General features: G+C 62.6%; 28 protein-coding genes and 2 pseudogenes. 8 read left to right on the plus strand and 22 right to left on the minus strand.

Annotation, left to right across the window (positions count from 1 at the left end):
• Positions 1 to 15: 15 nt before the first annotated feature.
• Positions 16 to 261 (minus strand): hypothetical protein, encoded by a 246-nt coding sequence (locus tag J3O30_RS01470; RefSeq protein WP_207584237.1) that lies wholly within the window; start codon positions 259 to 261, stop codon positions 16 to 18.
• A gap of 320 nt (positions 262 to 581) precedes the next feature.
• On the opposite strand from J3O30_RS01470, the gene xseA reads away from it, so the two are divergent.
• The 4 genes from xseA to J3O30_RS01490 all read left to right on the plus strand — a co-directional run bounded on the left by xseA (position 582) and on the right by J3O30_RS01490 (position 3867).
• Positions 582 to 2168 carry an exodeoxyribonuclease VII large subunit gene (gene xseA / locus J3O30_RS01475; protein ID WP_207582557.1) on the plus strand — a complete coding sequence of 529 codons (1587 nt, stop codon included), beginning with the start codon at positions 582 to 584 and terminating at the stop codon, positions 2166 to 2168.
• Between the two features lie 70 nt (positions 2169 to 2238).
• The gene (locus tag J3O30_RS01480) at positions 2239 to 2934 is read left to right on the plus strand and encodes a YafY family protein (protein WP_207582558.1); all 696 of its coding nucleotides are present in this window, start codon (positions 2239 to 2241) and stop codon (positions 2932 to 2934) included.
• Positions 2935 to 3000: 66 nt separating this feature from the next.
• On the plus strand, positions 3001 to 3375 hold the full coding sequence (locus J3O30_RS01485; RefSeq protein WP_207582559.1) for a VOC family protein: 375 nt from the start codon (positions 3001 to 3003) through the stop codon (positions 3373 to 3375).
• Positions 3376 to 3378: 3 nt separating this feature from the next.
• Positions 3379 to 3867, plus strand: a complete 489-nt coding sequence (locus J3O30_RS01490; RefSeq protein WP_207582560.1) for an EVE domain-containing protein — start codon at positions 3379 to 3381, stop codon at positions 3865 to 3867.
• 36 nt (positions 3868 to 3903) lie between these two features.
• Here the strand turns inward: J3O30_RS01490 and J3O30_RS01495 are convergent, their stop codons facing one another.
• Positions 3904 to 4404 (minus strand): MarR family transcriptional regulator, encoded by a 501-nt coding sequence (locus tag J3O30_RS01495; protein ID WP_207584238.1) that lies wholly within the window; start codon positions 4402 to 4404, stop codon positions 3904 to 3906.
• 81 nt (positions 4405 to 4485) lie between these two features.
• On the opposite strand from J3O30_RS01495, the gene J3O30_RS01500 reads away from it, so the two are divergent.
• Positions 4486 to 5397, plus strand: coding sequence for an EamA family transporter (locus J3O30_RS01500; RefSeq protein ID WP_207582561.1), 912 nt, complete (start codon positions 4486 to 4488; stop codon positions 5395 to 5397).
• Here the strand turns inward: J3O30_RS01500 and J3O30_RS01505 are convergent.
• A complete protein-coding gene (locus tag J3O30_RS01505) occupies positions 5345 to 6598 on the minus strand; it encodes an aminopeptidase (protein ID WP_207582562.1) in 1254 nt (417 codons plus the stop codon). The genes J3O30_RS01500 and J3O30_RS01505 overlap by 53 nt on opposite strands.
• 125 nt (positions 6599 to 6723) lie before the next feature.
• Positions 6724 to 7407, minus strand: coding sequence for a glutathione S-transferase family protein (locus J3O30_RS01510; RefSeq protein ID WP_207582563.1), 684 nt, complete (start codon positions 7405 to 7407; stop codon positions 6724 to 6726).
• Between the two features lie 110 nt (positions 7408 to 7517).
• Between J3O30_RS01510 and J3O30_RS01515 the strand changes: the two genes are divergently transcribed.
• A complete protein-coding gene (locus J3O30_RS01515; RefSeq protein WP_207582564.1) occupies positions 7518 to 7961 on the plus strand; it encodes a helix-turn-helix domain-containing protein in 444 nt (147 codons plus the stop codon).
• Here the strand turns inward: J3O30_RS01515 and ybaK are convergent, their stop codons facing one another.
• From ybaK to J3O30_RS01535, 4 genes are all read right to left on the minus strand, one after another.
• Entirely contained in the window at positions 7962 to 8435 is a 474-nt protein-coding gene (ybaK, locus tag J3O30_RS01520) for a Cys-tRNA(Pro) deacylase (protein ID WP_207582565.1), read from the minus strand. It lies immediately after the preceding gene.
• A gap of 28 nt (positions 8436 to 8463) precedes the next feature.
• Positions 8464 to 8814, minus strand: coding sequence for an ArsC family reductase (locus tag J3O30_RS01525; protein WP_207582566.1), 351 nt, complete (start codon positions 8812 to 8814; stop codon positions 8464 to 8466).
• Between the two features lie 101 nt (positions 8815 to 8915).
• Positions 8916 to 9977: a succinylglutamate desuccinylase/aspartoacylase family protein gene (locus tag J3O30_RS01530; RefSeq protein ID WP_207582567.1), complete on the minus strand. Its 1062-nt coding sequence runs from the start codon at positions 9975 to 9977 to the stop codon at positions 8916 to 8918.
• Positions 9978 to 10073: 96 nt separating this feature from the next.
• A complete protein-coding gene (locus tag J3O30_RS01535; RefSeq protein ID WP_207582568.1) occupies positions 10074 to 10682 on the minus strand; it encodes a 2'-5' RNA ligase family protein in 609 nt (202 codons plus the stop codon).
• 168 nt (positions 10683 to 10850) lie between these two features.
• Here J3O30_RS01535 and J3O30_RS01540 point away from each other — a divergent pair, with 168 nt between their 5' ends.
• On the plus strand, positions 10851 to 11414 hold the full coding sequence (locus J3O30_RS01540; protein ID WP_207582569.1) for a methylated-DNA--[protein]-cysteine S-methyltransferase: 564 nt from the start codon (positions 10851 to 10853) through the stop codon (positions 11412 to 11414).
• A gap of 34 nt (positions 11415 to 11448) precedes the next feature.
• On the opposite strand, the pseudogene J3O30_RS01545 reads toward J3O30_RS01540, so the two are convergent.
• The 5 genes and pseudogenes from J3O30_RS01545 to J3O30_RS01565 all read right to left on the minus strand — a co-directional run.
• Positions 11449 to 12048 (minus strand): annotated as a pseudogene (locus J3O30_RS01545) (SDR family oxidoreductase); the annotation flags it as partial.
• A gap of 4 nt (positions 12049 to 12052) precedes the next feature.
• Positions 12053 to 12297, minus strand: a pseudogene (locus tag J3O30_RS01550) (RpiB/LacA/LacB family sugar-phosphate isomerase); the annotation flags it as partial.
• Between the two features lie 65 nt (positions 12298 to 12362).
• Positions 12363 to 13925 (minus strand): glutamine-hydrolyzing GMP synthase, encoded by a 1563-nt coding sequence (gene guaA / locus J3O30_RS01555; protein ID WP_207582570.1) that lies wholly within the window; start codon positions 13923 to 13925, stop codon positions 12363 to 12365.
• A gap of 113 nt (positions 13926 to 14038) precedes the next feature.
• Positions 14039 to 14677 (minus strand): 5'-methylthioadenosine/S-adenosylhomocysteine nucleosidase, encoded by a 639-nt coding sequence (locus J3O30_RS01560; RefSeq protein WP_207582571.1) that lies wholly within the window; start codon positions 14675 to 14677, stop codon positions 14039 to 14041.
• Positions 14674 to 15123, minus strand: a complete 450-nt coding sequence (locus J3O30_RS01565; RefSeq protein ID WP_003544704.1) for a PaaI family thioesterase — start codon at positions 15121 to 15123, stop codon at positions 14674 to 14676. Before J3O30_RS01565 ends, J3O30_RS01560 begins: the two co-directional genes overlap by 4 nt.
• A gap of 219 nt (positions 15124 to 15342) precedes the next feature.
• Between J3O30_RS01565 and J3O30_RS01570 the strand changes: the two genes are divergently transcribed.
• Positions 15343 to 16419, plus strand: coding sequence for a DUF2252 family protein (locus tag J3O30_RS01570; RefSeq protein ID WP_207582572.1), 1077 nt, complete (start codon positions 15343 to 15345; stop codon positions 16417 to 16419).
• A gap of 59 nt (positions 16420 to 16478) precedes the next feature.
• Here J3O30_RS01570 and J3O30_RS01575 read toward each other — a convergent pair whose 3' ends face one another.
• From J3O30_RS01575 to J3O30_RS01615, 9 genes are all read right to left on the minus strand, one after another.
• Positions 16479 to 17558, minus strand: coding sequence for a DUF1513 domain-containing protein (locus tag J3O30_RS01575; RefSeq protein WP_207582573.1), 1080 nt, complete (start codon positions 17556 to 17558; stop codon positions 16479 to 16481).
• A 4-nt stretch (positions 17559 to 17562) separates the two neighbouring features.
• The gene (locus J3O30_RS01580; protein WP_207582574.1) at positions 17563 to 18666 is read right to left on the minus strand and encodes an imelysin family protein; all 1104 of its coding nucleotides are present in this window, start codon (positions 18664 to 18666) and stop codon (positions 17563 to 17565) included.
• Positions 18666 to 20204, minus strand: coding sequence for a di-heme oxidoredictase family protein (locus tag J3O30_RS01585; RefSeq protein WP_207582575.1), 1539 nt, complete (start codon positions 20202 to 20204; stop codon positions 18666 to 18668). The genes J3O30_RS01580 and J3O30_RS01585 overlap by 1 nt, the downstream gene beginning before the upstream one ends.
• A gap of 46 nt (positions 20205 to 20250) precedes the next feature.
• Positions 20251 to 21525: an imelysin family protein gene (locus tag J3O30_RS01590; RefSeq protein WP_207582576.1), complete on the minus strand. Its 1275-nt coding sequence runs from the start codon at positions 21523 to 21525 to the stop codon at positions 20251 to 20253.
• Positions 21526 to 21791: 266 nt separating this feature from the next.
• Positions 21792 to 23081: an RsmB/NOP family class I SAM-dependent RNA methyltransferase gene (locus tag J3O30_RS01595; protein WP_207582577.1), complete on the minus strand. Its 1290-nt coding sequence runs from the start codon at positions 23079 to 23081 to the stop codon at positions 21792 to 21794.
• Between the two features lie 153 nt (positions 23082 to 23234).
• Complete coding sequence (locus tag J3O30_RS01600; protein WP_207582578.1) at positions 23235 to 23597, minus strand: septal ring lytic transglycosylase RlpA family protein; 363 nt, start codon at positions 23595 to 23597, stop codon at positions 23235 to 23237.
• A 407-nt stretch (positions 23598 to 24004) separates the two neighbouring features.
• Positions 24005 to 24874 (minus strand): SDR family oxidoreductase, encoded by an 870-nt coding sequence (locus tag J3O30_RS01605; RefSeq protein ID WP_207582579.1) that lies wholly within the window; start codon positions 24872 to 24874, stop codon positions 24005 to 24007.
• On the minus strand, positions 24874 to 26031 hold the full coding sequence (gene queG, locus J3O30_RS01610; protein ID WP_207582580.1) for a tRNA epoxyqueuosine(34) reductase QueG: 1158 nt from the start codon (positions 26029 to 26031) through the stop codon (positions 24874 to 24876). The genes J3O30_RS01605 and queG overlap by 1 nt, the downstream gene beginning before the upstream one ends.
• Before the next feature lie 12 nt (positions 26032 to 26043).
• Positions 26044 to 26736, minus strand: coding sequence for a glutathione S-transferase family protein (locus J3O30_RS01615; RefSeq protein ID WP_207582581.1), 693 nt, complete (start codon positions 26734 to 26736; stop codon positions 26044 to 26046).
• Positions 26737 to 26882: the final 146 nt, after the last annotated feature.

Genomic DNA, 26882 nt, shown 5'->3' on the forward strand with positions numbered 1-26882 from the left:
CTTTCGGTAAAAAATTTAGTGGGAAACACGTGTCGCGCGACGAAGACGCGCATTGGCAAAGAGCCCGAGAACAAAGAGCATGAGGCCGCCATTAAAGCCGAGCACGGCATAGACGAACGCCAGGATCGACACTGGTCCGGGCGAGGTTATCGCCGCCACCGCGAACGTTATTCCTATCAGCGCGGCGACCAGCGCGATTGCGGCAGCCGAGCGGGTTTGCCCGGCGCTGATGCCCAATGCTGCTGCTGTGAGAATAATCATTTCAGCACCTTCCCAGAGATAACGAGGGGAAGCATAGGAAGCGCCAACTAACAAAGATTTACCGGCGGCCACCGCCGAAAAGCCTTTGTATTGCGGTGGTTAGCAACTCCTTTCGTCTATAACGCGCATTCTAACTATACGTTCCGCAACCAAACGGATTTACCCGATTTCGTTGTTCATCCGCCAAGCTGCCACGGCCGCATGGTGAGCATGCGTGGCGTAGCGTGCGCCCGCCGCCAACGACCTCGACATCCCGGAAAACAGATCTCGGCGATGACCGCGACCTTCCAGTTTGCCGCCGATGGACATAGAAAGAAGGGATGAGCAACGTCTTCGACAGCGATTCGCCGACCAACCTTGCCGAATATTCGGTTTCGGAGCTTTCCGGCTCGATCAAGCGCACCGTCGAAACCACCTTCGACCAGGTCCGCGTGCGCGGCGAGATCTCCGGCTATCGTGGCCCACACTCCTCCGGCCATGCCTATTTCGCGCTGAAGGACGACCGTGCCCGCATCGATGCCGTCATCTGGAAGGGCACCTTCTCGCGGCTGAAATTCCGCCCGGAAGAAGGCATGGAGGTCATTGCCACCGGCAAGGTCACCACCTTTCCCGGCTCTTCGAAATATCAGATCGTCATCGAGACGCTGGAACCGGCCGGCGCCGGCGCGCTGATGGCGCTGATCGAGGAGCGCAAGCGCAAGCTTGGCGCCGAGGGCCTGTTCGATGCCGCCCGCAAGAAGCGGCTGCCCTTCATGCCAAGGGTGATCGGCGTCGTCACCTCGCCGACCGGTGCGGTAATCCGCGATATTCTTCACCGCATCTCCGATCGTTTTCCCGTGCATGTCCTCGTCTGGCCGGTGAAGGTTCAGGGCGAGGGGTCCGGCGAGGAGGTGGCGAACGCCATTCGCGGCTTCAACGCGCTGGAGCCGGCCGGCGCCATTCCCCGCCCCGACGTGCTGATCGTCGCGCGCGGCGGCGGCAGCCTCGAAGATCTCTGGAGCTTCAACGACGAAATCGTCGTGCGTGCTGCGGCCGAAAGCCGGATCCCGCTGATCTCGGCCGTCGGTCATGAGACCGACTGGACGCTGATCGACTATGCCGCCGATGTCCGTGCGCCGACGCCGACAGGGGCTGCGGAAATGGCGGTGCCGGTCAAGGCGGAGCTCGAGGCCCAGGCCGCCGCCCTTGCCGCGCGGCTGCAGGGCTGCATGAACCGGCAGATGGATCAGCGCCGCCAGTCCGTCCGGGCGCTGATGCGGGCATTGCCGTCGCTCGATCAGCTTCTCGCCTTGCCGCGCCGGCGTTTCGACGAGGCGGCGGCCGGCCTCGGGCGCGGGCTGGAGCTCAACACCATCAACAAGCGTCGCGGCTTCGAGCGCGTGGCCGCGCATTTGCGCCCTGATCTGCTCTCCGGCCGCATCGCCGAGCGCCGCCAGACGCTGAACGAGCGGATCGGGCGGGCCGAGCGCATGGTCGAGCGGCTGATCGACCGTTCGAAATCGCGGGTCGACCGTTCCGAGGCGGTCTTCGCCACACTGCCCGCCCGCCTGCAGGCGCAGACCGGCCGCGCCGTCGACCATCTCGCCAATCTCGTCAGGCACGCCGATACCGCGACATCCCATCGGCTGATTCGGGCAAAAGCCGCGCTTGCGGCGCAGGACCGCGTGCTGCAGTCGCTCTCCTACAAGAATGTGCTGAAGCGCGGTTACGCGGTGATCCGCGACGACGAGGACAGGCCGGTCTCTGAGGCCACAGCTCTTTCGGCAGGTGCGGCGGTCTCGATCGAATTTTCCGACGGCCGCATCGGCGCGGTGACCACCGAAGGCGGCATGCCGCCAACCTCGCTGAAGAGGCGGCCTGCCAAGCCGGAAGCCGGCGGTCCATCGAAGCAGGGAAGTCTTTTCTAGCAATTTGAGTAAAACGCGCAGTCTGATCCTGCCACTATCTGGCAGTGGCAAGAATGTATAGTTTGTCTGCATGTCCCGTTCAGAACGCCTCCTCGATCTTCTCCAGGTGCTGCGCCGCCACCGTCGGCCGGTGAGTGGCGTGGTGCTGGCCGACGAAATCGGCGTCAGTATCCGCACCCTTTATCGCGATATCGCCAGCCTTCAGGCCCAGGGCGCCGCGATCGAGGGTGAGCCGGGCGTTGGTTATGTCTTGAAACCGGGATTTCTCCTGCCGCCGCTGATGTTTCCGCCGGAAGAGATAGAAGCGCTTGTGCTCGGCTCCCGGTGGGTGGCGGACAGAGCCGACGGTCATCTGCGCGATGCGGCGCGAAATGCGCTGGCACGGATCGCCGCCGTGTTGCCGACCGAGCTGCGTGACGAGCTGGACGCCTCTGCGCTTCTGGTGGGACCTGGCGTCGGCATTCCTGTCGACTCCGTCGATCCGGCCCTTCTGCGCAAGGCGATCCGCACCGAACGCAAGCTTTCCCTGTCCTATCGCGATGGAGCCGGCGTCGGGTCGGAGCGTGTGGTATGGCCGTTTGCGCTGGCCTTTTTCGATCAGGTGCGTGTGCTCCTCGGCTGGTGCGAACTCCGCCAGGATTTCCGTTCTTTTCGCACGGATCGAATTGCCCATGCGGAAGCGCTCGACGCCCGCTATCCCAAGCGCAGGCAGGCACTGCTGAAACAGTGGCGGGAGGGTCAGGGAATATCGCAAGGAGACAAATGATACTGCCAGTTTCTGGCAGTATCATTTCATAAGGTCATAACGTCCAACCAACGACAGGAGATCCTTATGACCGACAAAAACAGCATTCTTCTCTACGTGACCGACGCCCCGACCAGCGCCCGCTTCTACACCACGCTGCTTGGGCAGGAGCCCGTAGAGACAAGTGCAACCTTCGCCATGTTTATCTTGCCGTCCGGCCTGGGGCTCGGTCTCTGGGGCAAAGCCGGTGTGGAGCCCTCGCCGGCGGCAGCCGGCGGCGGCAACGAGATAGGGTTCAAGGTTTCCACGGCCGGCAAGGTCGATGCGACCCATGCCGATTGGCAGGCCAAGGGCGCCAACATCGTCATGGCGCCGACCGATCTTGACTTCGGCCGAAGCTTCGTCGCGGCCGATCCCGATGGGCATCGCCTGCGGGTCTATACCGTGTCCGAGGCGGTTTGAGCCATGGCCAATGCCTGGATCGCCGTCGCTTCCGCAGCGCATGTCCGCATCGGCCGTCAAGCCGGTTTCATGCAGGTCTGTCACGGCAAGGCGTCACCCCTCAGGCGAATCACGCCTGGGGATCGTGTGATCTACTACTCGCCCACTGTCGTCTTTGGCGGCAAGGACCGCCTGCAAGCTTTCACCGCGATCGGTCTGGCACACGATGGCGCGCCTTACCAGGTGGAGTTGGAAAGCGGTTTCAGGCCCTGGCGGCGGGATGTCGATTGGCGGCCTGCGGAGGAAACCTTGATCCGGCCGCTGCTCGGCCGGCTCGCCTTCACGCAGGTCGGCCCCAATTGGGGTTATCAGCTCCGTTTCGGTCTGTTCGGCATCAGCAATGAGGATGCCGATATGATTGCAGAAGCAATGCGGCAAGAGCGGCAGGATTTCTCCCCGAATGCCGCCATCTCTGAGCCTTCGAAGCAGGCCCCGGAATGCTGCATGGCATAACCGCAGTGTTCATCATCACCGGCAAGCGTGCGAAAATTACTCGAAATCCGCAAGCAGCTTCCGCAACAGCCTGTCGAGGTCCGCCTTCTCGGCAGCGCTCAGGTTTTTCGACAGCCGGTGCTGATTGGCGACATGGGCGTCGACAGCGGTCTCGACCGTCGCAAGTCCCTTTTCCGTCAGCGCGATGAGCACGCTCCTGCGGTCGTCGGGATTGAGGATCCGCTCGACGAGGCCCGCTTTTTCCAGCTGGTCGATGCGGTTCGTCATCGTGCCGGAGCTGACCATGGTCATCTCGAGGAGCTCGCCCGGCGAAAGCCGGTGGGGCGCACCGGCGCGGCGAAGCGTCGCCAGCACGTCGAAGGCGGAGGACGAAAGCCCCTGCTTCAGCAGCACCGCCTCTACCTCGCGGCCGAGATGGGTGCCGAGGCGCTTCAGGCGCCCGAGGATGCCCATCGGTTCGACGTCGAGATCCGGCCGCTCGCGTCGCCATTGCGCCAGGATCTTGTCGACATGGTCGATCTTGCCGTCTTCGCTCATCATCCACCGATAGCATTCATTATCTTGACGTCAAGATAAGAACCGATAGGATGGATTTGTCTTGAAATAGAGATTCTTGAGATGAAGATAAATTCTGGCGATGCCACCGATCTTGCGATGACCGCACTTGCACCCGCCATCTGGGGCAGCACCTACATCGTCACCACCGCATTGCTGCCGGCCGGGTATCCGCTGACGGTGGCGATGCTGCGGGCGCTGCCGGCCGGCCTGCTGCTTCTGCTGCTGGTGAGAAAGCTGCCGTCCGGCATCTGGTGGGGAAGGACCTTCGTTCTCGGCGCGCTGAACTTCTCGTTCTTCTGGGCGATGCTCTTCGTCTCCGCCTACCGGCTGCCGGGCGGCGTTGCCGCAACGGTCGGCGCGGTGCAGCCGCTGATCGTCATCGCGCTGTCGCGGCTTTTTCTCGGCAAGCCGGTCCGGCCGCTCGCCGTGTTGGCCGGTCTTGCCGGCATGGCCGGCGTCGGGTTGCTGGTGTTGACGCCGACGGCGGGGCTCGATCCCGTAGGGGTCGCCGCCGGTCTCGCCGGCGCCGTCTCGATGGCCTTCGGCACGGTGCTGACACGGCGCTGGGCGCCGCCGGTCTCGAACCTCACCTTCACCGCCTGGCAATTGACGGCAGGCGGCATCCTGCTGGTGCCCTTTGCGCTTTGCCTCGAACCGGCGCTGCCGGCACCGAGCCTCGCAAACATTGCCGGCATCGCCTATCTCGGCCTGATCGGCGCTGCCTTTACCTATTTGCTGTGGTTTCGCGGCCTGTCGCGCATCGAACCCTCGGCAGTCTCTTCGCTTGGCTTTCTGAGCCCGCTGGTCGCGACCCTACTCGGCTGGCTGGCGCTCGGCCAGAGCCTGGCGCCGGCGCAGATCGCCGGCCTCGCCATGGTGCTTGCCAGCGTCTGGCTCAGTCAGCGCATAATGATGCCGGTCAGGCCCATTCGCCCTGCCGCATCACCGGAACCCGCGAGCCATCGGGCTTGACGCCGTCGATATCGACCTTATCAGAGCCGATCATCCAGTCGATATGGATCAAGCTGGAATTGCCGCCCTGCGCCTTGATCTGCTCCTGGCTCAGTGTTGCGCCGTCAAGGAAGCACTTGGAATAGCACTGGCCGAGCGCGATGTGGCACGAGGCGTTCTCGTCGAACAGCGTGTTGTAGAACAGGATACCGCTGGCCGAGATCGGCGAGGAATGCGGCACCAGCGCCACTTCGCCGAGCCGGCGCGCACCCTCGTCGGTATCGAGCACCTTGTTCAAGACCTTTTCACCGCGCGAGGCCATGGCCTCGACGATGCGGCCGCCTTCGAAGCGCACCTGGATATTGTCGATCAGCGTGCCCTGGTGCGAAAGTGGCTTGGTGCTGGAAACATGGCCTTCGACGCGTAGCGCATGCGGCGTGGTGAAGACTTCCTCGGTCGGGATGTTGGGATTGCAGGTAATGCCGTTTTTGGCGGTGGACGCGCCTCCATGCCATTCATGCCCGTCGGCAAGCCCGACCATCAGGTCGGTGCCCGGTCCCTGGAAATGCAGCGAGGCGAAGCGCTCGCCGTTCAGCCAGGCGGAGCGCTTGGCGAGATTCGCATTGTGCTCGGCCCAGGCGGCGACCGGATCGCTGACATCGACGCGCGAGGCGGCAAAGATCGCCTTGGCGAGCTTGGCGATGGCGATCGGCTCGGGATCGTCGGGGAAGACCACCTTGGCCCAGGATGGATTGGGATAGGAGACGATGTTCCAGTTGATGTCGAAATTCGAGATCTTTTCCAGCGCCGGCTTGTAGGCGGTTGATGTGGCGCGATTGGCGCGGCCGACCTTGTCGGCATCCTGTTCGGAAAGCAGCAAAGGATTGTCGCCGGCGATCGCCAGCCGGGCCGCCCCGTTGGCATAGGCCTTGGCCATGCCCTCGTAGAGCCAGCCGGAGGCGCGGTCGAAGCTCTCGTCGCTGCCATGCTGATAGCGCGAAAGCGTCGTTTCCTCGTCGGAATAGAAGGCGGTGACCAGGCCGGCGCCGGCCTGATAGGCGTGTTTGGTGATCAGGCGAACGAGCGGCAGCGCCACCACCGGCGCGGTAATCACCAGATCCTGACCCTTCTGCAGCTGCAGCCCGACCTTGACGGCAACTTTCGCAAGCTTCTCCAGCTTGACGGGATCAATGGTGTTCTGGCTCTGGGGCATGAAAGTCATGGTTCAACCTGCCTTTTGTCATCGACGTTCTCAAGGCTGGCAGACTTAGACCCGTTTGCGGCGAAAATGAAGCGCGCCGCTACCGAATTGCCAGCGGCCGGATCGACACCCGGCCACTTGCGCGCTCAGGCGGCGGCAGGCTGCCTAAGCAGGATCGAGTTGTGTTTGTTGAGGAAATCCGTCAGTCGCTCGGGGTAATCCTCGCCAACGGCGGCTCGGACACTCGCGCGCTCTGACAGCGCCTTGCGCCAGCGCTTTACCCGCTCGAGCCCGTCGAAAATGCCGCTGTCGCCGAGCGTGTCGAAGAGATCGAAATAACGAAACACAGGCGCGAAGACGGCGTCGACGAGGCTGAAGCCACTGCCGGGAAAATAGGCCCCGTCGCCCAGCGCGCCCTCGAGCGTCGTGAATTTTGCGATGAGCGCCTTGCGCTTGGCCTCCAGCTGCAGTTCATCCTGCGCCGTTTCATAACCCCAGAGATCGGACAGCACGGACGTGCCGAATTCCATCCAGCCGCGATGACGGGCGCGGGTCAGCGGATCGGCCGGATGCAGCGCAGTTCCCACCTGCGTTTCCTCCAGATATTCGCAGATGACGCTGCTTTCGAACAGCACGGCCTCGCTGCCATCCATTTGTTCGATCCGCAGCAGCGGCACCTTGCCGAGCGGCGAGATTTTCAGGAACCAGTCCGGCTTGTTGGCAAGATCGATGTTGATGCGCTCGAACGGCACGCCCTTTTCGAGAAGCACGATCGCGGCGCGCTGCACATAGGGGCAGAGGTGGTGGCTGATCAATGTAAGCTTGCTCATGGCGCTCTCCTGATGCCGCACGCCGCGGCTGAAAATATCAATAACGATGATAGATGCAAATGCATATAATAGCGATTGCGCCGGCGTTCAAGTTAAATGTAACTGCATCTATGTCCGATAAGTCCCCGACGCCGAGCGAAGCCGCGACCAGCGCATGGATACACATCATGCGCGCCCGCGATCGTCTGCTTGCGGCGATCGAAATCGATTTCAAGGCGGCGAAAATGCCGACGCTTTCCTGGTACGACGTGCTTTGGGAGCTGGCGAGGGCAAAGGGCGGGCGATTGCGTCCCTATGAGATCGAAGAACGGACACTGCTTGCCCAATATAATCTCTCCCGTCTGGTAGACCGGCTGGAAAGGGAGGGCTTGGTCCACCGCGAGACCTTCGACGAGGATGCGCGCGGCCGCTGGGTCGTGATCACCGATGCCGGGCTGCAGCTGCGAGAGCGCATGTGGGCGGTCTATGCTAGGTCGATCGAAACCCATATGGGCTGCAAGCTTGCCGAGACCGAGGCAAATACCATAACAGCTTTACTGGCTCGTTTCCTTTGATCAGGCGATCAACGATACGCCGACCGCTTTCAAGGCCTTCAACGCATCCTTTGGATCGAGCCGCACCTGCAGTCCGCGTTGGCCGCCATTGATATAGACGAGCGGTTCGGCCAGGGCGGTTTCCTCGATCGCCGTCGGCATGGATTTCTTCTGGCCGAAGGGGCTGATGCCGCCGACATGATAACCCGTCAGCCGCTCGGCATCGGCCGGCTTCATCATATTGGCCGATTTGCCGTGAAAGGCGCTCGCAAGCTTCTTCATGCTGACTTCGCGGTCCGACGGCACGACGACGCAGACCGGCTTGCCGTCCACCTCCGCCATCAACGTCTTCAGCACCCGGTGCGGCGCTTCGCCAAGGGCTTCCGCCGCCTGCAGGCCGACGCGCTCGGCGCCCGGGTCGTAGTCATAGGCATGGACCGTGAAGGCGACGCCTGCCTGGGAAAGAACCTGTGTCGCGCGCGTGGTCTTGGACATCTCTAGCTCGGGAGTTGTTGCCTGTCGTTCAGCCTGCAAATGCACAGGCGTAAATCGCCGGCTTGAAGCCGATCAGCAACTTGCCGCTGGCCTCCAGCACCGGCCGTTTGATCATCGACGGCTGGTCGAGCATCAGTTGGATCGCCTTCTCCCAGCTGAGGTTCTCCCGCTCTGCATCAGCCAGTTTGCGGAAGGTGGTGCCGGCGCGGTTGAGCACGGTATCGAGCCCGGCCTGATCGATCCAGGCATCAAGATGGGCGCGGTCGATGCCGAGCGCCTTGTAATCGTGAAACGCATAGGCAACGCCGTGTTCTTCCAGCCAGCTGCGGGCCTTCTTCATCGTGTCGCAATTCTTGATACCATAGATGGTGACGGTCATGCCCGATCGATTCCCTGTGATCGCTGCGAGATACCATGCAAGAAGACCGGCGCAAATGCCCGCGACACTTTATCCCGGCGCTCGCCGGGATCCGGCTCGGCTCAATTCTCCAGCGTGCCGGCCTTGCGCAAGGCGTCGCTGGGACTGTCGCAGACAATCTTCATCAGGTCGCCGCGCCGCCGTACCAGCCGGTCGGACGTTCGGGTCAGGATCAACCCGTCTTGCGGGGCGCAGAGTTCGATGCTGCCACCCGGCTGACCCGGGCGGGTGACAATCGTCGCCAGGAGCTCGCCTTCCACAACCCTGTCGCCGATGGCGCGATGCAAGAGCACGGCCCCACCTTCAGGAGCGCGAATGATCTCGACATTGTCGAGCGGCACGGCCGGACCGGAAAACGCCTTTGCCTCAGCCTTCACCTCACTGACGATCCCCCGTGCCGCAAGGAACCGCCACAGCCCCTCCGCATCCTTCTCAGCCAGCACCGGATCGACGTCGCGTTTGCCGCGCAGCTCGACGGTGACCGAAAGCCTGCCCGGCAGCCGCGATTGGCGCTCGCCGGAAACCTCATATTTCCAGGCAAAACCGACCGCCTCTTCGAAGGCCGAGCTTTCGCCATCCGAAAGCAGCGCGGCCTCCATATCGAGTGCAGCGGCAAGATCGGCCGCCTCCGGCCAGAAGGCTTCGTCGATATAGGCATATTGCAGGGATTCGTCGTCGCAATGCAGGTCGAGGACGAGATCGGCGCCAAGCGCCATATGCAAGAGCTGTCGTTTCAGCCTGTCGGTAGCCGGATAATCATCGAGGTCTTCGATCAGCGTGGCCCGATCGGCAAGGGAGATCAGCGGAAAATCCCGGTTGAAATTGGTGCGTGAGCCAAGGTCGAAACGACCCTGCAGGTCGCCGAAATGCGATTGCGCTGCACCGATCGGATTGGCCTGCGGCACGATGGTGATGTCGCCGACGATCCCGCCTTCGCTTTCCGCCTGCCGCAGCCGCTCGCAGAGGAAATGCAGGAGCACCGTTCCCGGCAGTTCCCCGGCATGCAGTGCGGCCTGGATATAGATCTTCGGCGCCTTCGGATCGTGGCCCGCAAAGCGCAGCACCGGCAGCCGCCACTCCGTTCCCGGCGTATCTCCTGGGATGATGATCTCTGAAACATCCATGCTGTCTTCGTTCTCCGTTTGCCATCCCGACGGTTGTTCAGCTTTATGCGCGGAAATCGCGGAAGCGCAAGCCTTGGTCCGGAGATGCCATTGCCGTCAGCCAAGCAGCGGCCAGCGATCGATGATGTGGTGTTCGGTTTTTCCAAGAACGCTGTGAATGAGCAGGAATTCCCGCGCCGTCCACGAAACCGGTTGGTCGAGGCTCGTCGGCGGCACTGCTTTGCGGTCATAGAGCAGCGTCATATGCGCCGTGAAATTGCGATCGATATTGTCACGCAATCCGGTATTGTGCAGGCCGACACCAAGCTGGACATGCAGTCGCATGAGCGGCATCAGCCCGTCTTTGCTGCAGAGCACCAGAGGCCGCGCCTTGCCTTCCCGCTTGAAGCTCATGATCCTGTCGAAGGTGACGGCGATCGGCGCGCCCTCGACTGTAGCGGCGGCCTGCCGGGCCGCAAAGATCACGTCCTCCGGCAACACTTCATAGTCGCCGATGCCGATAACGCTCACATGCAGGGTCGTCAGCCGCGGCTTTGCGGAAAGGGAGAAGGTCTTGCAATAGTCGTCGGCGATCGAAGCCGCTTGCCGTTCGACGATCGCAGGCGGGCGGAGCGCAAAGAAAAGCCTGTGGCCGCCGTTCCGGCTTTCACACGCCTGCCCGCGTCGATTTTGACCATGGTCGAAATCGAAGGAAATCTGGTTCATGGCCTGTCAGGTCGTCATGACCGCCTCGCGCTCCAAAAAAGAGGTGAAAGATACGCCGGCAAGGTAGAATATCAAGAACAAAAAAAGAACGAGATGCGCAAGAATCGGGTTGAAACAGCGGCCGTTCCGTACGATTTTGGTGGTAATCGAAAACGCGGAGGCTGTGTCATGGCCCAGACGATCCATCACTATCTCATCTTCGAAACCGCGGCTGGTTTCTGCGGCATCGCCTGGAGCGACGCCGGCATCGCCCGCTTCCAGCTGCCGACGAAAACCGCGGAAGCGACCGAGCGGCTCTTACTGCGCCGCCTGCCGGGTGCCGAGCCCGGCGCGCCGACGCCTGATGTGCTCGAAACGGTCGCCGCCGTGAAGCGCTATTTCCAGGGCGAGGAAACGGATTTTTCCGACGTCGAACTCGATCTTGCCGGGCAGGATGCCCTCTTCAGGGATATTTACGCGGCGGCAAGGCGTGTCGGCTGGGGCCATACGACCACCTACGGCGCGCTGGCGAAAGAGCTTGGCGCCGGGCCGGAAGTCGCGCGCGACGTCGGCCAGGCGATGGCGAAGAACCCGGTCGCATTGATCATCCCCTGCCACCGGGTGCTGGCCGCCGGCGGCAAAATCGGCGGTTTCTCGGCTCCCGGCGGCTCGTCATCGAAGACCCGCATGCTGGAGCTTGAAGGCGTCCAGCTCGGCCCGCCGCCGCCCGCCCAGCAATCGCTGGGGTTTTAGGCGGCGGGGCGGTCTCAGCCGGGATGCCGGCTGCTCAATGCGGGCTGGCCGTTGGCCGGACGATGATCTCGCTGACATCGACATCGTCAGGCTGGCTGACGGCATAGAGGATCGAATTGGCGATAGCCTCGGGGCTGATCGTGACCGCCCTGAAAACCCTCATGGCGTTCCGCGCGGTCGGATCGGTAATCGTGCCGGCCAGTTCCGATGTCGTGGTGCCGGGGGAGATGACCGTCACCCGGATGCGATCTGTCTCCTGCCGCAACCCGTCCGAGATCGCCCGCACCGCGAATTTCGTCGCGCAATAGACCGCGGCCGTTGGGGAAACGGCGTGGCCGCCGATCGAAGCCAGGTTGATGATCTGTCCGGATCCCTGCGCCTTCATGATCGGAAGCGCAGCGGCGATGTCGTAGAGCACACCCTTGATGTTGACGTCGACCATCCGGTCCCACTCGTCGACCTTGAGGGCCGCAAGCGGCGAGAGCGGCATGACGCCGGCATTGTTGACGATAACGTCCAACCGGCCGAATTCGGACCTGGCAAAACCCGCAAAGGCCGCCACTTGGGAACGGTCGGTGACATCAAGCTTTCGCAGCCGCACGCTGCCGCCCTTGGCTGCTATTTCGCCGGCGAGTGTCTACCTTATTCGCTGCCATCATGATGCCCTGGCCGGTGCCGCATAGGATGATGCCAAACCGGCAATCACCAGAGGCGACGAGCCGCGCCGCCGCTCGCCGTGTTTGGGATAGTGGGTGCTTTCCGGCGTCGTCGGTCCGATGTCGACCACCACCCAGCCATGTGCCGCGATATGGGCGGCAATGGCCTGTCGGAGCTGAATGGCCGTGTGGTCGCTAGAGAGGACAATACGATTGTTGGCTGTCATGGAGAAGTCGTCCCGTTTCCCCGAAGCAATTTAGCGGGCTGGGCGAGTTGGATCAACTCAGCCCTTCATTCCCACTCGATCGTGCCAGGCGGCTTCGATGTCACATCATAAACCACGCGGTTGATGCCGCGCACCTCGTTGATGATGCGGGTCGCGGCGCGGCCGAGGAATTCCATGTCGTAGTGGTAGAAGTCCGCCGTCATGCCGTCGACCGAGGTGACGGCGCGCAACGCGCAGACGAATTCGTAGGTACGTCCGTCGCCCATGACGCCGACGGTCTGGACCGGAAGCAGCACGGCGAAGGCCTGCCAGATGGCGTCGTAGAGGCCGGCCTTGCGGATTTCGTCGAGATAGATCGCATCGGCCTCGCGCAGGATCTCCAGCTTTTCGCGGCTGATGCCGCCTGGGCAGCGGATCGCAAGGCCGGGGCCGGGGAAGGGGTGGCGGCCGATGAAGCTGTCGGGCAGGCCGAGTTCGCGACCGAGCGCCCGCACCTCGTCCTTGAACAGTTCGCGCAGCGGCTCGACGAGCTGCATCTTCATGCGATCCGGCAGGCCGCCGACATTGTGGTGCGACTTGATGGTCACCGACGGGCCGCCGGTGAAGGAAACGCTTTCGATCACGTCGGGATAGAGCGTGCCCTGGCCGAGGAAATCGGCGCCGCCGAGTTTCTTTGCCTCTTCCTCGAAGGTCTCGATGAACAGCCGGCCGATGATCTTGCGCTTGGTTTCCGGGTCGCTGACGCCTTCGAGCTCGCCGATGAAACGGTCGGAAGCGTCGACATGCAGCAGATGCAAATTGTAGTGCTCGCGGAACATGGCGACGACGCCGGCCGCCTCGTCCTTGCGCATCAGGCCGTGGTCGACGAGGATGCAGGTCAGCTGGTCGCCGACCGCCTCGTGGATCAACAGCGCCGCGACTGAGCTGTCGACGCCGCCCGAAAGGGCGCAGATGACGCGCTTGCCGCCCACCTGCTTGCGGATCTCATCGACTGCCTTCTGGCGATAGGCCGACATCGACCAGTCGCCCTTGAGGCCGGCGATGTTGTGGATGAAATTACCAATCAGCTTGGCGCCGTCGGGCGTATGCACGACCTCGGGATGGAACTGCACGCCGTAATATTTGCGCTTCTCGTCAGCGATGAAGGCGTAGGGCGCGTTGGAGGAGGTGGCGACCACCTCGAAACCCTCAGGCAGCGCGGTGACGCGGTCGCCATGGCTCATCCACACCTGGTGGCGCGAACCGGAGGACCAGAGGCCCTCGAACAGCTGGCAGTCCTTGTTTACCTCCAGGAAGGCGCGGCCGAATTCGCGGTGATGGCCGCTCTCGACCTTGCCGCCGAGCTGCATGCACATCGTCTGCTGGCCATAGCAGATGCCAAAGACCGGCAGGCCGCTGTCGAAGATGATCTGAGGCGCTCGCGGCGATCCCTCGTCCACCGTCGAAGCCGGGCTGCCGGAGAGGAACACGGCCTTCGGCTGCAGGCGCTTGAAGCCCTCTTCGGCCGATTGAAAGGGAACGATCTCGCAATAGACGCCGGCCTCGCGCACGCGTCGTGCGATGAGCTGGGTCACCTGGCTGCCGAAATCGACGATGAGAACGGAGTCGGGATGTGCTGTCTGGGTCATGGCGAGGCTTTAATGAAAAGCGCTTCGCCTTGCAATCCGGGAAATCGGCGGCATTGGTTTTTATTGTTCCGATTGTCCCTCGCGCGTCTGAAAAGACGCGCGGCTTTTAGGGCTCAGAACCAGAAAACTCCGTCCTCCAGCGCCGTGAACAGGCTGTCGACGCCGTAGGAGAGCTTGCGGTCGACGATGTGCAGATATTCGGTCCAGCCCGAGATGTGCTGCAGTTCGACCGCGCCGTCGGAAATGCCGCGCAGGCCGATCAGCGGCAGCTTGTAGCCCTGGCAGGCGCGCAGCACCGCAAAGGTTTCCATGTCTACCATGTCGGCGTCGATATCGGTATAGGCCGCGCCTGAGATCACGTTGCCGCCGGTGGAAAGGCTTGCTTCCGGAATGCCCGGGATGCGCAGCGGCAGTTCGAGCACCGCCGGCAGGTCGAGAAAGGGTGTCCTGCCCTTTTCGAAGCCGAGCGGCGAGGCGTCCATGTCGCGATAAGAAACCGAGGTTACCTGATAAATTTCCGTCTGCTCCAGTTTCGCGGAGCCGGCCGAGCCGAGGGAAACGACGAGATCGGGCAGGTCGTCGGCCGCATCCAGCCGCGCCAGCGTCTTGGTCAGCGCGACCGCCGCCTCGACAGGGCCGACGCCGGTCATCAGAGGTTCGATGCGCGAACGCAGGAAGGGGCCGTATTCGGCCTCTGCCGCCATGACGAAAAGCATGGACTTTCCCGCGACCGACTTCAGCTCGAACTTCATCCCGTAATTCCTTCTCTACCGCGGATCACCATCATCGTTCCGGTCATCGAGGCGATGAGCTTTGCCGGCCCGTCGCTGATCGCATAGCCTCGCCCGTCGGCGACGATGATGGTGGAGCCGGGTTTGGTGATTTCCCCGCGAAACAGGAAACGATCGCCACGCCCCGGCGACATGAGATTGACCTTGAACTCGATCGTCAGAATCGAAGCTTCGGGGTCGATGACGCTATAGGCGGCAAAGCCGCAAGCCGAATCGAGCGCTGCGGAAATGATGCCTGCGTGCAGGATGCCGTGCTGCTGTGTCAGTTTGACGTCGAAGGGAAGCTCGATTTCGACGACGCCATGCTCGACGCGCGTCAGCTCTGCGCCGATCGTCTCCATCGCCGCCTGCCGCGCAAAATTGCGGCGGATTCGCGCGCGGAAATCGCCCCTGTCAGTCTCACTCATGGCTGCCCCTCTTGCAGCGGCGAAAGTGGCATGGTGGGCCGGATTCGACAAGCTGCACATTGCTGAAATCGGTCTCAGCGGCGATGGAAAGCTGCGGCCGTGTCGCCGGGGCCACCGTTCGCCTTTCCGTCACCCTGCAAGCCGGTGCGAAGACGATTGCAGCTTCGCGCCCAGCGCGTATTCTCCGCGTCGGATCTCGAAAGGATGGAGCGCCGGCGCATGACGACGATATCGCAATCGGTCCGGAATTTCGAGACTTGGCTGGCCGGCGAACTCGGGGCCGATCTCGTCGCGGACGATCTCCGGGAGAAGCACGAGAAGATGCGAAGCGGCGGCTTCGTCTTCCTGCGCGCCACCTATTGGCGCTGGTGCGAGACTATCCTCGATATCTGCCCGGAACTCGCCCGCGCGCCCGAGGTGCTGGCGATCGGCGATACCCATCTGGAAAATTTCGGCACCTGGCGCGATGGCGAGGGCCGGCTCGTCTGGGGCGTCAATGATTTCGACGATGCGGCGGTGATGCCCTATACGCTGGATCTCGTTCGCCTTGCGGCCAGCGCTGTGCTGGCGCGCGGCGACGATGGTCCCTCGGTTCGGATGATCGGCGAATTGATCCTGAGCGGCTATTGCAGGGGCCTTGAAAATCCGCTGCCCGTCATCCTCGAGCGCGATCACAAATGGCTGCGCAAGGCGCTGATGCTGCCGAATTCCGAACGTCGGGAATTCTGGGAGAAATATGAAATGCTGCTTCCCGGCAGCGAGCCTCCGCCCTCCGCCTATGTCAAGGCGCTCGCAGATGCACTGCCGCTCGGCTCAGGCAGCTTCGTGGCGAAGCCACGCAGCGGCGGCACCGGCAGCCTCGGCCGGCCGCGTTTCGTCGCCTATGCCGAATGGCAGGGCGGACCGGTGCTGCGAGAGGCCAAGGCGCTGCTGCCGTCCGCCTGGTCGCTTCGCCACAGACCACAGGACGTGGCGATCCATGCGGGCGAGATCGCCGACGGGCGGATGCGGTGCGTCGATCCGCATTACCGGGTTTCCGGCCGCATCCTCGTACGCCGGATCTCGCCGAACAGCTGCAAGATCGAAATCGACCGGCACCCCGAAATCCTGCTTTCGCCGACGATGCTCGAGCTGATGGGCTTCGAGATCGCCAATTGCCATTCCAACGATGCGGCAGCGGTCGCCGTGATCCTTCGGGATATCAAGACACGCGGAAACGAATGGCTGCATGAGGCGGCAAGGGCCGCGGCCTCGAGCATCAGCGCCGAGCAGAAGGCCTATGTGCGCGACGGTTGATGCATGTCGCCCTGATGTGTGAGCGGTTTTCGCGCGAGATCACGCTCTACGTCGCTGGTTCAGATCCGAACGATGTGCTGATCCCAGGCGACGTCGCTGCGGGTCGACAGGAAATCGCCATCATAGGAGGAGACGGCAAAGCCGCTCTTTGCCGGCGCGATGCCGGCCGCATCCGGAATGCTGGTTTCGGCGAGCACCTTGCCCGTCCTTGCGTCGAGGGTCACCGAGGCGCCGCCCTTCGGCGAGGTGATACCGACGAGGCCCTCACTGCGATTGACGGCAATCGCTCCGACGTAATTGGCGAGCCTGCGCGTCGTCTGCTCCGGCAGGTCGATGAAGGTAAGGTCCTCGCCCTTGGTGAAATGGCCGACGAGCGGCGGCAAATCCTTGCGGTGACCCTCGTACTGGCAGGCAAACCAGATGCGGCCCCTGTCATCGAGATCGATGTGGCGGGTGGAGAGTTCTGCCCATTCCGCCGGCAGCACATGTTTTTCGACCAGAGCACCGGTCGCGGCATCGATCAGCACCAGCGACGGCTGCATCTCCCCGAGATTGAGCTTGGTGCGGCCGAAATCCGGATGCGTCTCGATGCCGCCATTGGCGACGATCAGAAGACGTCCGTCGTCGGAGACCGTCATGTCGTGCGGGCCGATGCCGTAGGTCTCGAATTCGCCGATGCGGGTGAAGCGGTCGGTGGCGTCGTAGAGGCCGATCATGCCGCGATTGCCGTCGAAGTCGTTCTCGCTGGCGTAGAGCAAACGACCATCGGCGGAGAAGGCGCCGTGGCCGTAGAAATGCCGGTCTTCCCGCGAGCTGATGACAATCGGTTCGGCCTTATTTCGCGGATCGAAAATCATCGCATAGGTGCCCGGCCGGCGGGCGAAGGCGACGGTCCTGCCGGTGGCGGCACTGAAGGCCATGCCGTGAGCCCGGGCGGGAAGCTTGACCTGATCGATGACCTCGCCGCGCTCTGTCACAGTCGCGACGGCAAAGGAGCCGTCGGCCGCACGAATGCCCGAGGCATAGACCGCGTCCGCCCGCTCCAGGGCCATCAGCGATTTCGGTGCCAGGGTGGCGAGGAAGCCGAGCCCGGCCGCCTTGACGAAGTCGCGTCGGTTCATCGCAGCACTTCGCATCATTGGTTCAGTCCCCGTCCGAAAAGGAAAAGCCGGCCGAAAGGCCGATGGCGGCGCCATATTCGTCGCTGATCCGGGTGATCAGATCGCGGCTCTCGGCCAGCAGCGTATCGAGCTTGGCCTTCTCCGCATCGCTTAAGGCGGCATCGATGTCGGGATTGAGTTTCGGCACGCTGTCGAGCAGCGATTTGAAATCCTCGTCGATTGAGGCGGCGATCGGCTGTTTGTCCGGCGGCAGAAGTTCGGCCATGCCGGCCTTCTGCCAGAGCGTGCGCAGTCCCTCCAGATTGGCGGCCATCGATTTCCAGGTGTTTTTCGAGCGCCAGTAGATCGCCATGCGCGGGCGCGGTGCGGTGTCCTTGCCCTTGTAGAACTGTTCGAGCCGCTGGTCGCGGACATTCTCCGCGCCGTGGACGAGAATGCCGAGCAGCGCGGTCACCGCTTCCTTGTTGTCCATGAAATCGTTGCTCTGCGGGCCTGGATGTTTCCAGCTCGCCTGCACGCCGTCGGGCTTTTCCCAGGCGGCGACGACTTCGCCGGCCTCACGCTGGATGTTTCCGGCAACCGCCTGGCCGTAAAGGCAGCGGAAGCCGCCCTTCTGCTTGACGAGATCGTCGGCGCCATTGCCGTAAAGCACGTATTCCAGCGCCGTCAGGCCCTGCAGCGCAACGCTCTTGCCGGCGATCGCATCGACCGCCGCATCCTTCGGATCGGCCTTGGCGATCAGCGCCTGCACCTGCTTCAGGCCGACGCCCTTGCGGTCGGGGTAAAACAGGATGTGCTCGAAGAGATTGTCCTGGATGACAGGCCCGGTCTGGACGATCTCGATGATCGACCAGTAGCGGATGGTGTCGTCAAATGTGGATTTGGCCTTGTCGAGCGTCTGCTGCGTGCCGTCGTCGCAGAGATCCTTCATCGCCGTCGTCAGCCGGGCGGCCGATTGCTGCATGTTGCGATAACCGGGGCGGATGACTTCGTCGACGGCGCGCTGCATGACCGCCGGAACGGCATCCTCGTTCAGCCCTGCCGGAGGGGTGGCGGCGGTCTGGGCGACCGCCGATGTGGCCAGGCCGATCAGAGTGAGGCAGAGCAGGGGGTGCCAAAGGCGCATCAAAGTGACTCCAGGAATGTAATCAGGGCCGCCCTGTCGTCTTTTGACCGGGAGGAGAAAGCGTTGCGGGCCTTTTCAGCTTCGCCGCCATGCCAGAGGATCGCCTCGGTGAGATCCCTTGCACGGCCGTCATGCAGGAAAAAGCTGTGTCCGCTGACCGTCCGGGTCAGTCCTATACCCCATAGCGGTGGTGTGCGCCATTCACGTCCGCTTGCAAGACCGACCTGCTGCCCGTCGGCAAGCCCGTCGCCCATATCGTGCAGAAGAAAGTCGGAATAGGGCCAGATCAGCTGGAAGGATTGCGCCTTGTCGGGCGAATCCCTGCGGGTGACGAATTTCGGCACATGGCAGGAAATGCAGCCGCTGTCGTAGAAGATCCGCTTGCCCTTCAGCGTCTCGGGAAAGCTCGCCTTGCGGCGGGCCGGAACGGCAAGGTTTTCGGAATAGAAGGTCACTAGGTCGAGAATGGGATCCGGTGCCTCTTGCGCCCCCAGCCGTTTCTGTACGCCGGTCGGCATATCAAGGCATTTCTCTTCCGCCTTGGTGCAATCGCCCTGCGCATTCGGCTGATCGGATGTCGAGATGCCGATATCGCTGGCAAAGGCATCGGCACTCTGGTCGCGCACCGTGGCGTTCTGCGCCTTCCAGCCGAACCGGCCGAGTGTAACCTCGCCGCTGCGGTGGTCGCGCACCATCGCCGCCTTGCCGGAGATGCCGTCGCCATCGGCATCGTCTGGGTCGGCATGGGCAAGGATATCGGCCTCGGGAATCGCCTCGATCAGCCCAAGGCCGATCATGGCCGAGGCGACACGCGGCGAAATTGTCGTCGCCTGATCGAGCGATCCATAGGCAAGGTTCGTCACCGCATAATGCGGCCGGCGCAGCGATACGGTCTCGCCATCGCCGAGCGTCACCTTCTCTTCATCATAGTTGATTGCCATCCGGCCTTCGGCAGCAAGGCCGGGAACGGCAAAGTCCTGCAGCTGATGGCCATAAACCGGATCGGGGAAGTTGACGACGTCAGCTCCCGCGATCGCCTTTTCCTCGTCCGGCGTTGCGGCTGCTCGCGAAAGCCGCAGCAGCATCGAGACAGCACTTGGGCCACCCTCCGGCGGTTTGCCGCGGCCGTCATTGACATGGCAACTGATGCAGGAGCGGGCGTTGAAAAGCGGCCCAAGGCCATCGGAGGCCTGCGTCGAGGAGGGAGCGGAAACCCAGAGCTTGCGGAAGAGCGAATTGCCGAGCCTGAAATTCTGCTCTTCCTCGAAGGGGATGTTGGCCGAAATATGCGAGAAGCTGTCTTCGGTGACCGGGTCGATCGAAGTCGTAGCACCCGCCTGCATCGCTTCGTATTGCTCGGCCTTCGAAAAATCCTTGGTCGGCCGCGTCACGTCGGCGACGCGCTTGAGATCGGCTTCGGAAAGGTCGATGCGTTTCGCCGGCAGATCGAAACCGGCGGCAAGTGCTGCGGAAAAACCGGCAAGCGTGGCGCAGAGCACTGCGCTGGCGATCAATCGGCGGGCCGGGGCATGCGACATTTCAGGGTTCGGGCCGCTCCGTTATCGAAGCGGCCCGCCTTTTTGCTTATTTGAAGACGGCGTTAGGATTATCCAAGCTGTCGGAACCTTCAAGCTGAACCGTGCCGAGATCGAGTGCGGCAATAACGCGCTGCACCGATTTCGTCTGGTCGATCAGCCCGGCGATGGCGGCCTGGACGACGGCATTGCCTTCCTTGTTGCCCTCACCGATCATCTGGTCGTATTTCTCGACCGTCTCGCCGCGCTTTGCCATGGCATTCATCGCATCGAGCGTCTTGTTGAGCTTGTCTTCCATCTCGGCGTCGAGCGCCTTGTCCTTGGCGGCCACTAGATCGTGCAGCGATGGACCGCTGAGCTTGGTGCCGTCGACCCGGGTATAGTTGCCGGTATAGGCGGCGGCGATGCCGATCGCGTCGTTCAGATGCGAGTTGTAGGTATTGTCCGAGAAGCAATCATGCTCTTCTTCCGGATCGTGCAGCAGCAGGCCGAGTTTCATGCGCTCGCCGGCCAGCTCGCCGTAGGAAAGCGAACCCATGCCCGTCAGGATCGCGACGAGACCGGCCTTCGGGTCGGCTTCGACATTCTTCGTCGCAGCGCCGTCCGCCTTCCAGTTGTCGGTCATTTCCTGCAGGTCGGACACCAGCAGGGTGGAGGCGGATTTCAGATATTCGGCGCGGCGGTCGCAATTGCCGTGCGTGCAGTTCTTCAGGTCGTAATCCGTTGCCGGGCGGTTGCCCGCGCCAGGTCCCGTGCCGTTCAGATCCTGGCCCCAGAGCAGGAATTCGATGGCGTGGTAGCCGGTCGCGACATTGGCATCGATGCCGCCGGCCCCGGCGAGCGTGCCGGAGAGGAATTCCGGCGTCAGCTTGGAAGCGTCGACATCCTTGCCGTCGATCTTGATCGTCTTGTTAGCAATGACATTTGCCACATAGAGCGAATTTTCGTCGCTCTCGCTGCCATAGGAGGGATCGACATAATCGATCAGGCCTTCATCGAGCGGCCATGAGTTGACCTCGCCTTCCCAGTCGTCGACAATCGGATTGCCGAAGCGATAGACTTCCGTCTGCTGATAGGGAACGCGCGCCTTGATCCAGGCGTCCCGGGCTCCCTTCAGCGTCGCGTCGGTCGGCGCCTTCAGGAAAGCGTCGATTGCGGTATCGAGCGCCTTTGCCGTCGTCAGCGAGTCTTCGTATTTCGCATGTCCGACGTCGGCATAGTGTTTGACCACGGCGGCAGCATCGGTCTCGGCATGGGCGGGCAGGGCGAGCAGGGCGGCGGGGGCAATCGCCAGCACGGCTGCGCGGAATGTGTTGAGCTTCATGATCCTCTCCTGTGACGGATATTCCGTCTAGCGCATCGGCCCGAAAATCGGCATCGATTTTCGGAAAGCACGATGCGCCGATTCAAACTGTTACAGCGTCCTTTGCGCGTCTGATAAGACGCGCGGCGCTATAATCGGGCTCCGTCTCTTCGCCCAAAAGCAAACTTGTGTCAAACACTCTAGTTTGGAATGATTGTAAGATTGGATAGCCGCCGCAGGCACGCTCTTCCAAGCGCATCTGCTTGAAAAAGCGGCAGCAACCGCCCTCAGCCCTTCCGCTGCATGCGGCAGAAGAAGAAGCCGTCCGTATCGGTGGAGGCGGGCGTCAGCGTCACCGTCAGGCCGTCGGAAGAGTGCGGACGTGAGACGTCTTTCCCGAAGAGCGCATCCCAGGCGGGCAGGGCGCTGACGATCTGGAAATCAGGATGGCCAGCCGTAAAGCGGCGCACCTGTTCCTCGTTTTCCTGGGGCAGCACCGAGCAGGTGACGTAGATCAGCTCGCCGCCTGGCTTGACGAAGCCACTTGCCTGCGTCAGCGCATCCTGCTGCTGGGCGGTGCGTTCGTCGAGGTTCTTTGCCGTCAGCCGCCATTTCGTATCGGGGCGGCGGCGCCATGTGCCGGTGCCGGTGCAGGGCGCGTCGACCAGCACCTTGTCGCAGCGCCCGGCAAGGCTGGAAAGCGCCCTAGCGTCGTCATGCACCTGGACATTGCGCGTGCCCGCCCGCTTCAGCCGCTCGATGATCGGCGCCAGCCGTTTGCGGTCGGCGTCATAGGCGTGAACCTGCCCCTTGTTCTGCATGGCGGCCGCCATGGCGAGCGTCTTGCCGCCGCCGCCGGCGCAATAGTCGAGAACCTGGTCGCCCTCATGGGCGAGCACCAGGTCGGCGACGATCTGCGATCCTTCGTCCTGAACTTCGAACCAGCCCTTTTGGAACGAAAGCTCGGCTGTCACGTTGGGTAGACGCGAAGCGCCTTCGCCGGCGGCAATCCGGATGCCGTAGCGAGCGATCTTCGCCGCCTGCGCGCCGGCTCGTTCGAGCGCCTTGACGGCCTTGTCGCGGGAGGACTTCAGGATGTTGGCGCGCAGATCGAGCGTCGGGCGGGCAGCAAGCGCCTGTGCCTCGGCGAGCCAGCTGGCGCCGAAGGCTTGTTCGAAGGAGGATTGGACCCATTCGGGGATATCACCGCGGATATGCGGCGGCGCATCGTCGAGCGAGCGGCTGGCAAATGCCGCAGCGGCATCGGCGTTCAGCGGCGCCGGCGCAAATTTGTCGTCCGCCAGTTCGGCGGCAAGGCTGTCGGGTGTGAAACCCCATTGGCGGAACATGACGGCATGGGCAATGGCTGCAGCGCTGTCGTCATCCATCAGCCAGGCATGGGAAAGCCGCATGCGCAGGGCGTCATAGACGATGTTGCCGATTGCGGCACGATCGCCGGAGCCCGCAAAACGATGCGCGAGGCCCCAGTCCTTCAGCGCGTCGGCGACGGGCCGCTTGCGGGCATCGATATCCGCGAGCACAGAAATCGCCCCTTCGAGGCGGCCGCCCAGACGCATTCAAAGTCTCCTAATTGCCATGGCCTGCGACCGATCCGCACGGGCGCGACAGGCGCGGGGCGGAATGTTCACAAGTCTCAACCGCGTGGTAACCGCGATTGACGGCAAGAGCAAGCGCCGCTAACGGCGCAGCTGGTTGTCCGGCAGTACGCCTTAGCTGATTACCTGGTAGCAGACCTTCGCCGTGCCGGAGCTCACCATGCCGATATTCTGGGCGGCGGCGCGCGACAGGTCGAGCACCCGGCCGCGGATGAACGGACCGCGATCGTTAATGCGAACGACGACGGTGCGGCCATTGTTGCGGTTGGTGACCTTCACCTTGGTGCCGAACGCAAGCGAACGATGTGCGGCAGTCAAGACGGCAGGGTTCATACGTTCCCCGGAAGCAGTTTTGGAGTGAAGTGCGTACCATGAAGCACCGCCGCAACCATCTCCAGCAAAACTCTCCGCCGGAAGCACGGAAGAGCAGCCTGCAATAGTTACGGCAGCGATAATAGAACGACGTATTTTCTTCAAAACAGAGTATCCCTCAACTATTGAACGCAACGCCTCAACAGGCGGCGGGGCTTAAATCTGTGAAAAAGTGGCGAAAAAGTGCCGCGGTTGATCACGGAATATTACAATCTGTAACATTCGTGAGCGCGACGGGGGAATTTCGGAAACGGGCGGCGATCACTGCGACAGAAAAAACACAATGAAATCAGTTAAAATCCGAACGAATTTTTCAGAAGAATGGTTAACATCCCGGCGTTCACAAAAATCGCAAAAATTTTTTTCCGACTTTGCCATATTTGCTGCCACATTTGCGCAAATTTAAAGGCCGTTAACTATAATAAAGGGCGAAAATCGTCCCGCCAAATGCGGAAAGTAGGAATTTCCTACTCATTTTGGGCGATGACGTCGGTCACATCGAGCAGCCGGTTCTAACCCCGCCAACGTCCGTCCTGCCACAATTGCGCAAGCGACATCGGATAGTTCGGGAAGGAGAATTCGAAGCCGGCGGCCTTCAGTTTCGCATTCGAAACCCGTTTGTTCTCGCCGTAGAAGGAGCGCGCCATCGGTGACAGTTCGGCGGTTTCGAAGGCCTGCTCCGGTGGCGGTTCGACGCCCATCAGCCGCGCCGCCTCGACGATCACATCCTGCGGCGGGCCGGGCCGGTCATCGGTGACATTATAGATGCCGCCGAGGCCACCATCCGACAGGAAGCGGGCCGCCGCACCGATATCCTCGACGCGGATACGGTTGAACACCTGGTCCTTCTTGATCAGCCGTCGGGCCGTGCCCTTGTCCAGATTGCAGAAGGCATTGCGTCCCGGCCCATAGATGCCGGCAAGCCGGAGCACCGCCGCCGGCACGCTGCGCTCCCGGCCCATCGCCAGCCAGCCCTCTTCCGCCTCGAGCCGCTCCTTCGACCGCCCGGAAACCGGAACACACGGGGTTTCCTCGTTGATCCAGGCGCCCTTGTGATCGCCATAGACGCCGACCGTGGAGAGATAGCCGATCCATTCGAGCCTGGGCGGCAGGCTTGCGCCGCCTTCGCCGAGCAGCCGCAGCAGCGGGTCACCCTTCCCCGGCGCGATCGACTGCACGAGATGGGTGACGCTCTCGAGGGCTCGGCGCAACTGGTCGTCCAGGGTCTCGCCATCGAAAAGGAAGGCTTCGACGCCGTTTTGCCGGAGCGCCTCCACCTTGTCGGCCGAGCGCGTGGTGCCGGAAATGCGCACGCCGTTGCCGGCGAAGGCCTTGGCGATCGCCGTGCCGGAATAACCGCAGCCAAAGATCATCACATGCATCAGCTCACTCCCGCCAGCCGCCATTCGTTCAGCACGTCGTCGTCACTCTCGTCTGCCCTTCGTGTGGCAAAACCCGTAAATTCGCCAGCCTCCATCAGCCGCGACAGCGCCCAGACCGCCATCCCGCGCACCACCGGCGAGGCATCGTCGGCGAGTAAACGACATTGCCCGACCAGCGCCGTCTCGCCGGAATTGCCGGCGGCGATCAGCACATTGCGGATAAAGCGGTCGCGGCCGATCCGCTTCACCGGCGAGCCGCTGAAGAAGATGCGGAAGCCGGCATCGTCGAGCGTCAGCAGAAAGGCGATCGTCGGCTCGCGCAGATCTTCCCGTGCCTTCAGCTTCATCTCGGAAGCGGAGCTTGCGAACTTGTTCCAGGGGCAGGCGGCCAGACAGTCGTCGCAGCCATAGATGCGATTGCCGATCAGCGGCCGCAGATCGGGGTCGATCGGCCCCTTGTGCTCGATGGTGAGATAGGAGATGCAGCGCCGCGCATCGATCTGGTAAGGCGCCGGGAAGGCGGCCGTCGGGCAGACGTCGAGACAAGCGCGGCAGGAGCCGCAATGATCGGTCTCCGCAGCATCGACGGCAAGATCCGCCGTGGTGAACATCGTGCCGAGAAACAGCCACGAACCGTGTATGCGGCTGACGAGGTTGGTGTGTTTGCCCTGCCAGCCGAGGCCGGCTGCCGCCGCCAGCGGCTTTTCCATCACAGGCGCGGTATCGACGAACACCTTCACATCGGCGCCGGCGCGTGCCGCAAAGCGCGTGGCGATCTCCTTCAGCCGGCCCTTGATGATGTCGTGATAATCGCGGTTGCGCGCATAGACGGAGATCGCCGCTCTGTCCGGCTTGTCGAGAATGCCGCGCGGATCTTCCTCCGGGGTGTAATTGAGGCCGAAGACGACGACGGAGCGCACCTCGCTCCAGAGTGTCAGCGGATCGCCGCGCCGTTCGCGCGTCTCCGCCATCCACGCCATCGTCCCGTGCCACCCGGCATCGATGAACTCGCCAAGGCGCTCCTTCGCTTGCGGGATCGCGTCGGGCCGCGTGATGCGACAGAGATCGAAGCCCTTGGCGGCGGATTCCGCCCGCACCAACGCGGTCAAATTGTCGCGGCGGCGGCGCTCTTTGTCATCTCTATCAGCTTCGGGCATGAAGAGCCCTCGTCAGAAATCCAGGTCGGCATAGTGCGAAACCGGCGTCAGCCCGCGCACCCGTTCGGTCAGCATCGGCCGGAAGGAGGGACGCGACTTCAGCCGCTGGTACCAGTCCTTGACGAGGGGCGCATCCGCCCAGTCGATCTCGCCGAGATAGTCGAGGATCGAAATCGAGGCCGCGGCGGCAAGGTCGGCATAACTCATCCGCTCGCCAGCCAGCCACTGGCGCGAGCCGGCAAGCCAGGTGAGATAGCGCATATGCTGGCGAATATTCGCGCGGGCCGTGCGCAAAACCTTCGAATCTGGCGCTCCGCCGCCCTGATCGGCGGTCATCTGCAACTTGTAGACACGCTCGCGAGCGAGCGGCTTGGTCACGTCGTTTTCCATCTTCTGCATGAACCATTCGCTCAGCCGGCGGATTTCCGCCCGCTGGAACGGGTCCTCGGCGAGCAGTCGCCGATCGCGTTTCAACACGCCGTGCGTCTCGTCCAGGTACTCGGAAATGACGGTCGCGCCGCAGAGCGCCCGCATGCTGTCGTCGACATAGACCGGCAGCGTGCCGGCCGGGTTGAGCGCCAGGAAATCCCGGCGCTTCTCCCATGTCTGCTCCTCGATCAGATCGGCCTGATAGCCGTATTCGGCCAGGATCAGCCGGACGAAGCGGGATGCGGATGACATGGGATGATGATAAAGCGTGGGCATCGATACTCGGGCTTTATGATTGCTGTTACAGGACTGTGTGGCAGCTCGGTTATAGCGCCCTAGTCATGACTCATTGGTTGAAGCTATAGGAGTTTGGCCCGGCCAATACAAGCGAATCGGCTTTCACGCCAACTGACGAAAGACAA

Origin of the sequence: Rhizobium sp. NZLR1, from assembly GCF_017357385.1 — a bacterium.
Lineage (GTDB): Bacteria > Pseudomonadota > Alphaproteobacteria > Rhizobiales > Rhizobiaceae > Rhizobium.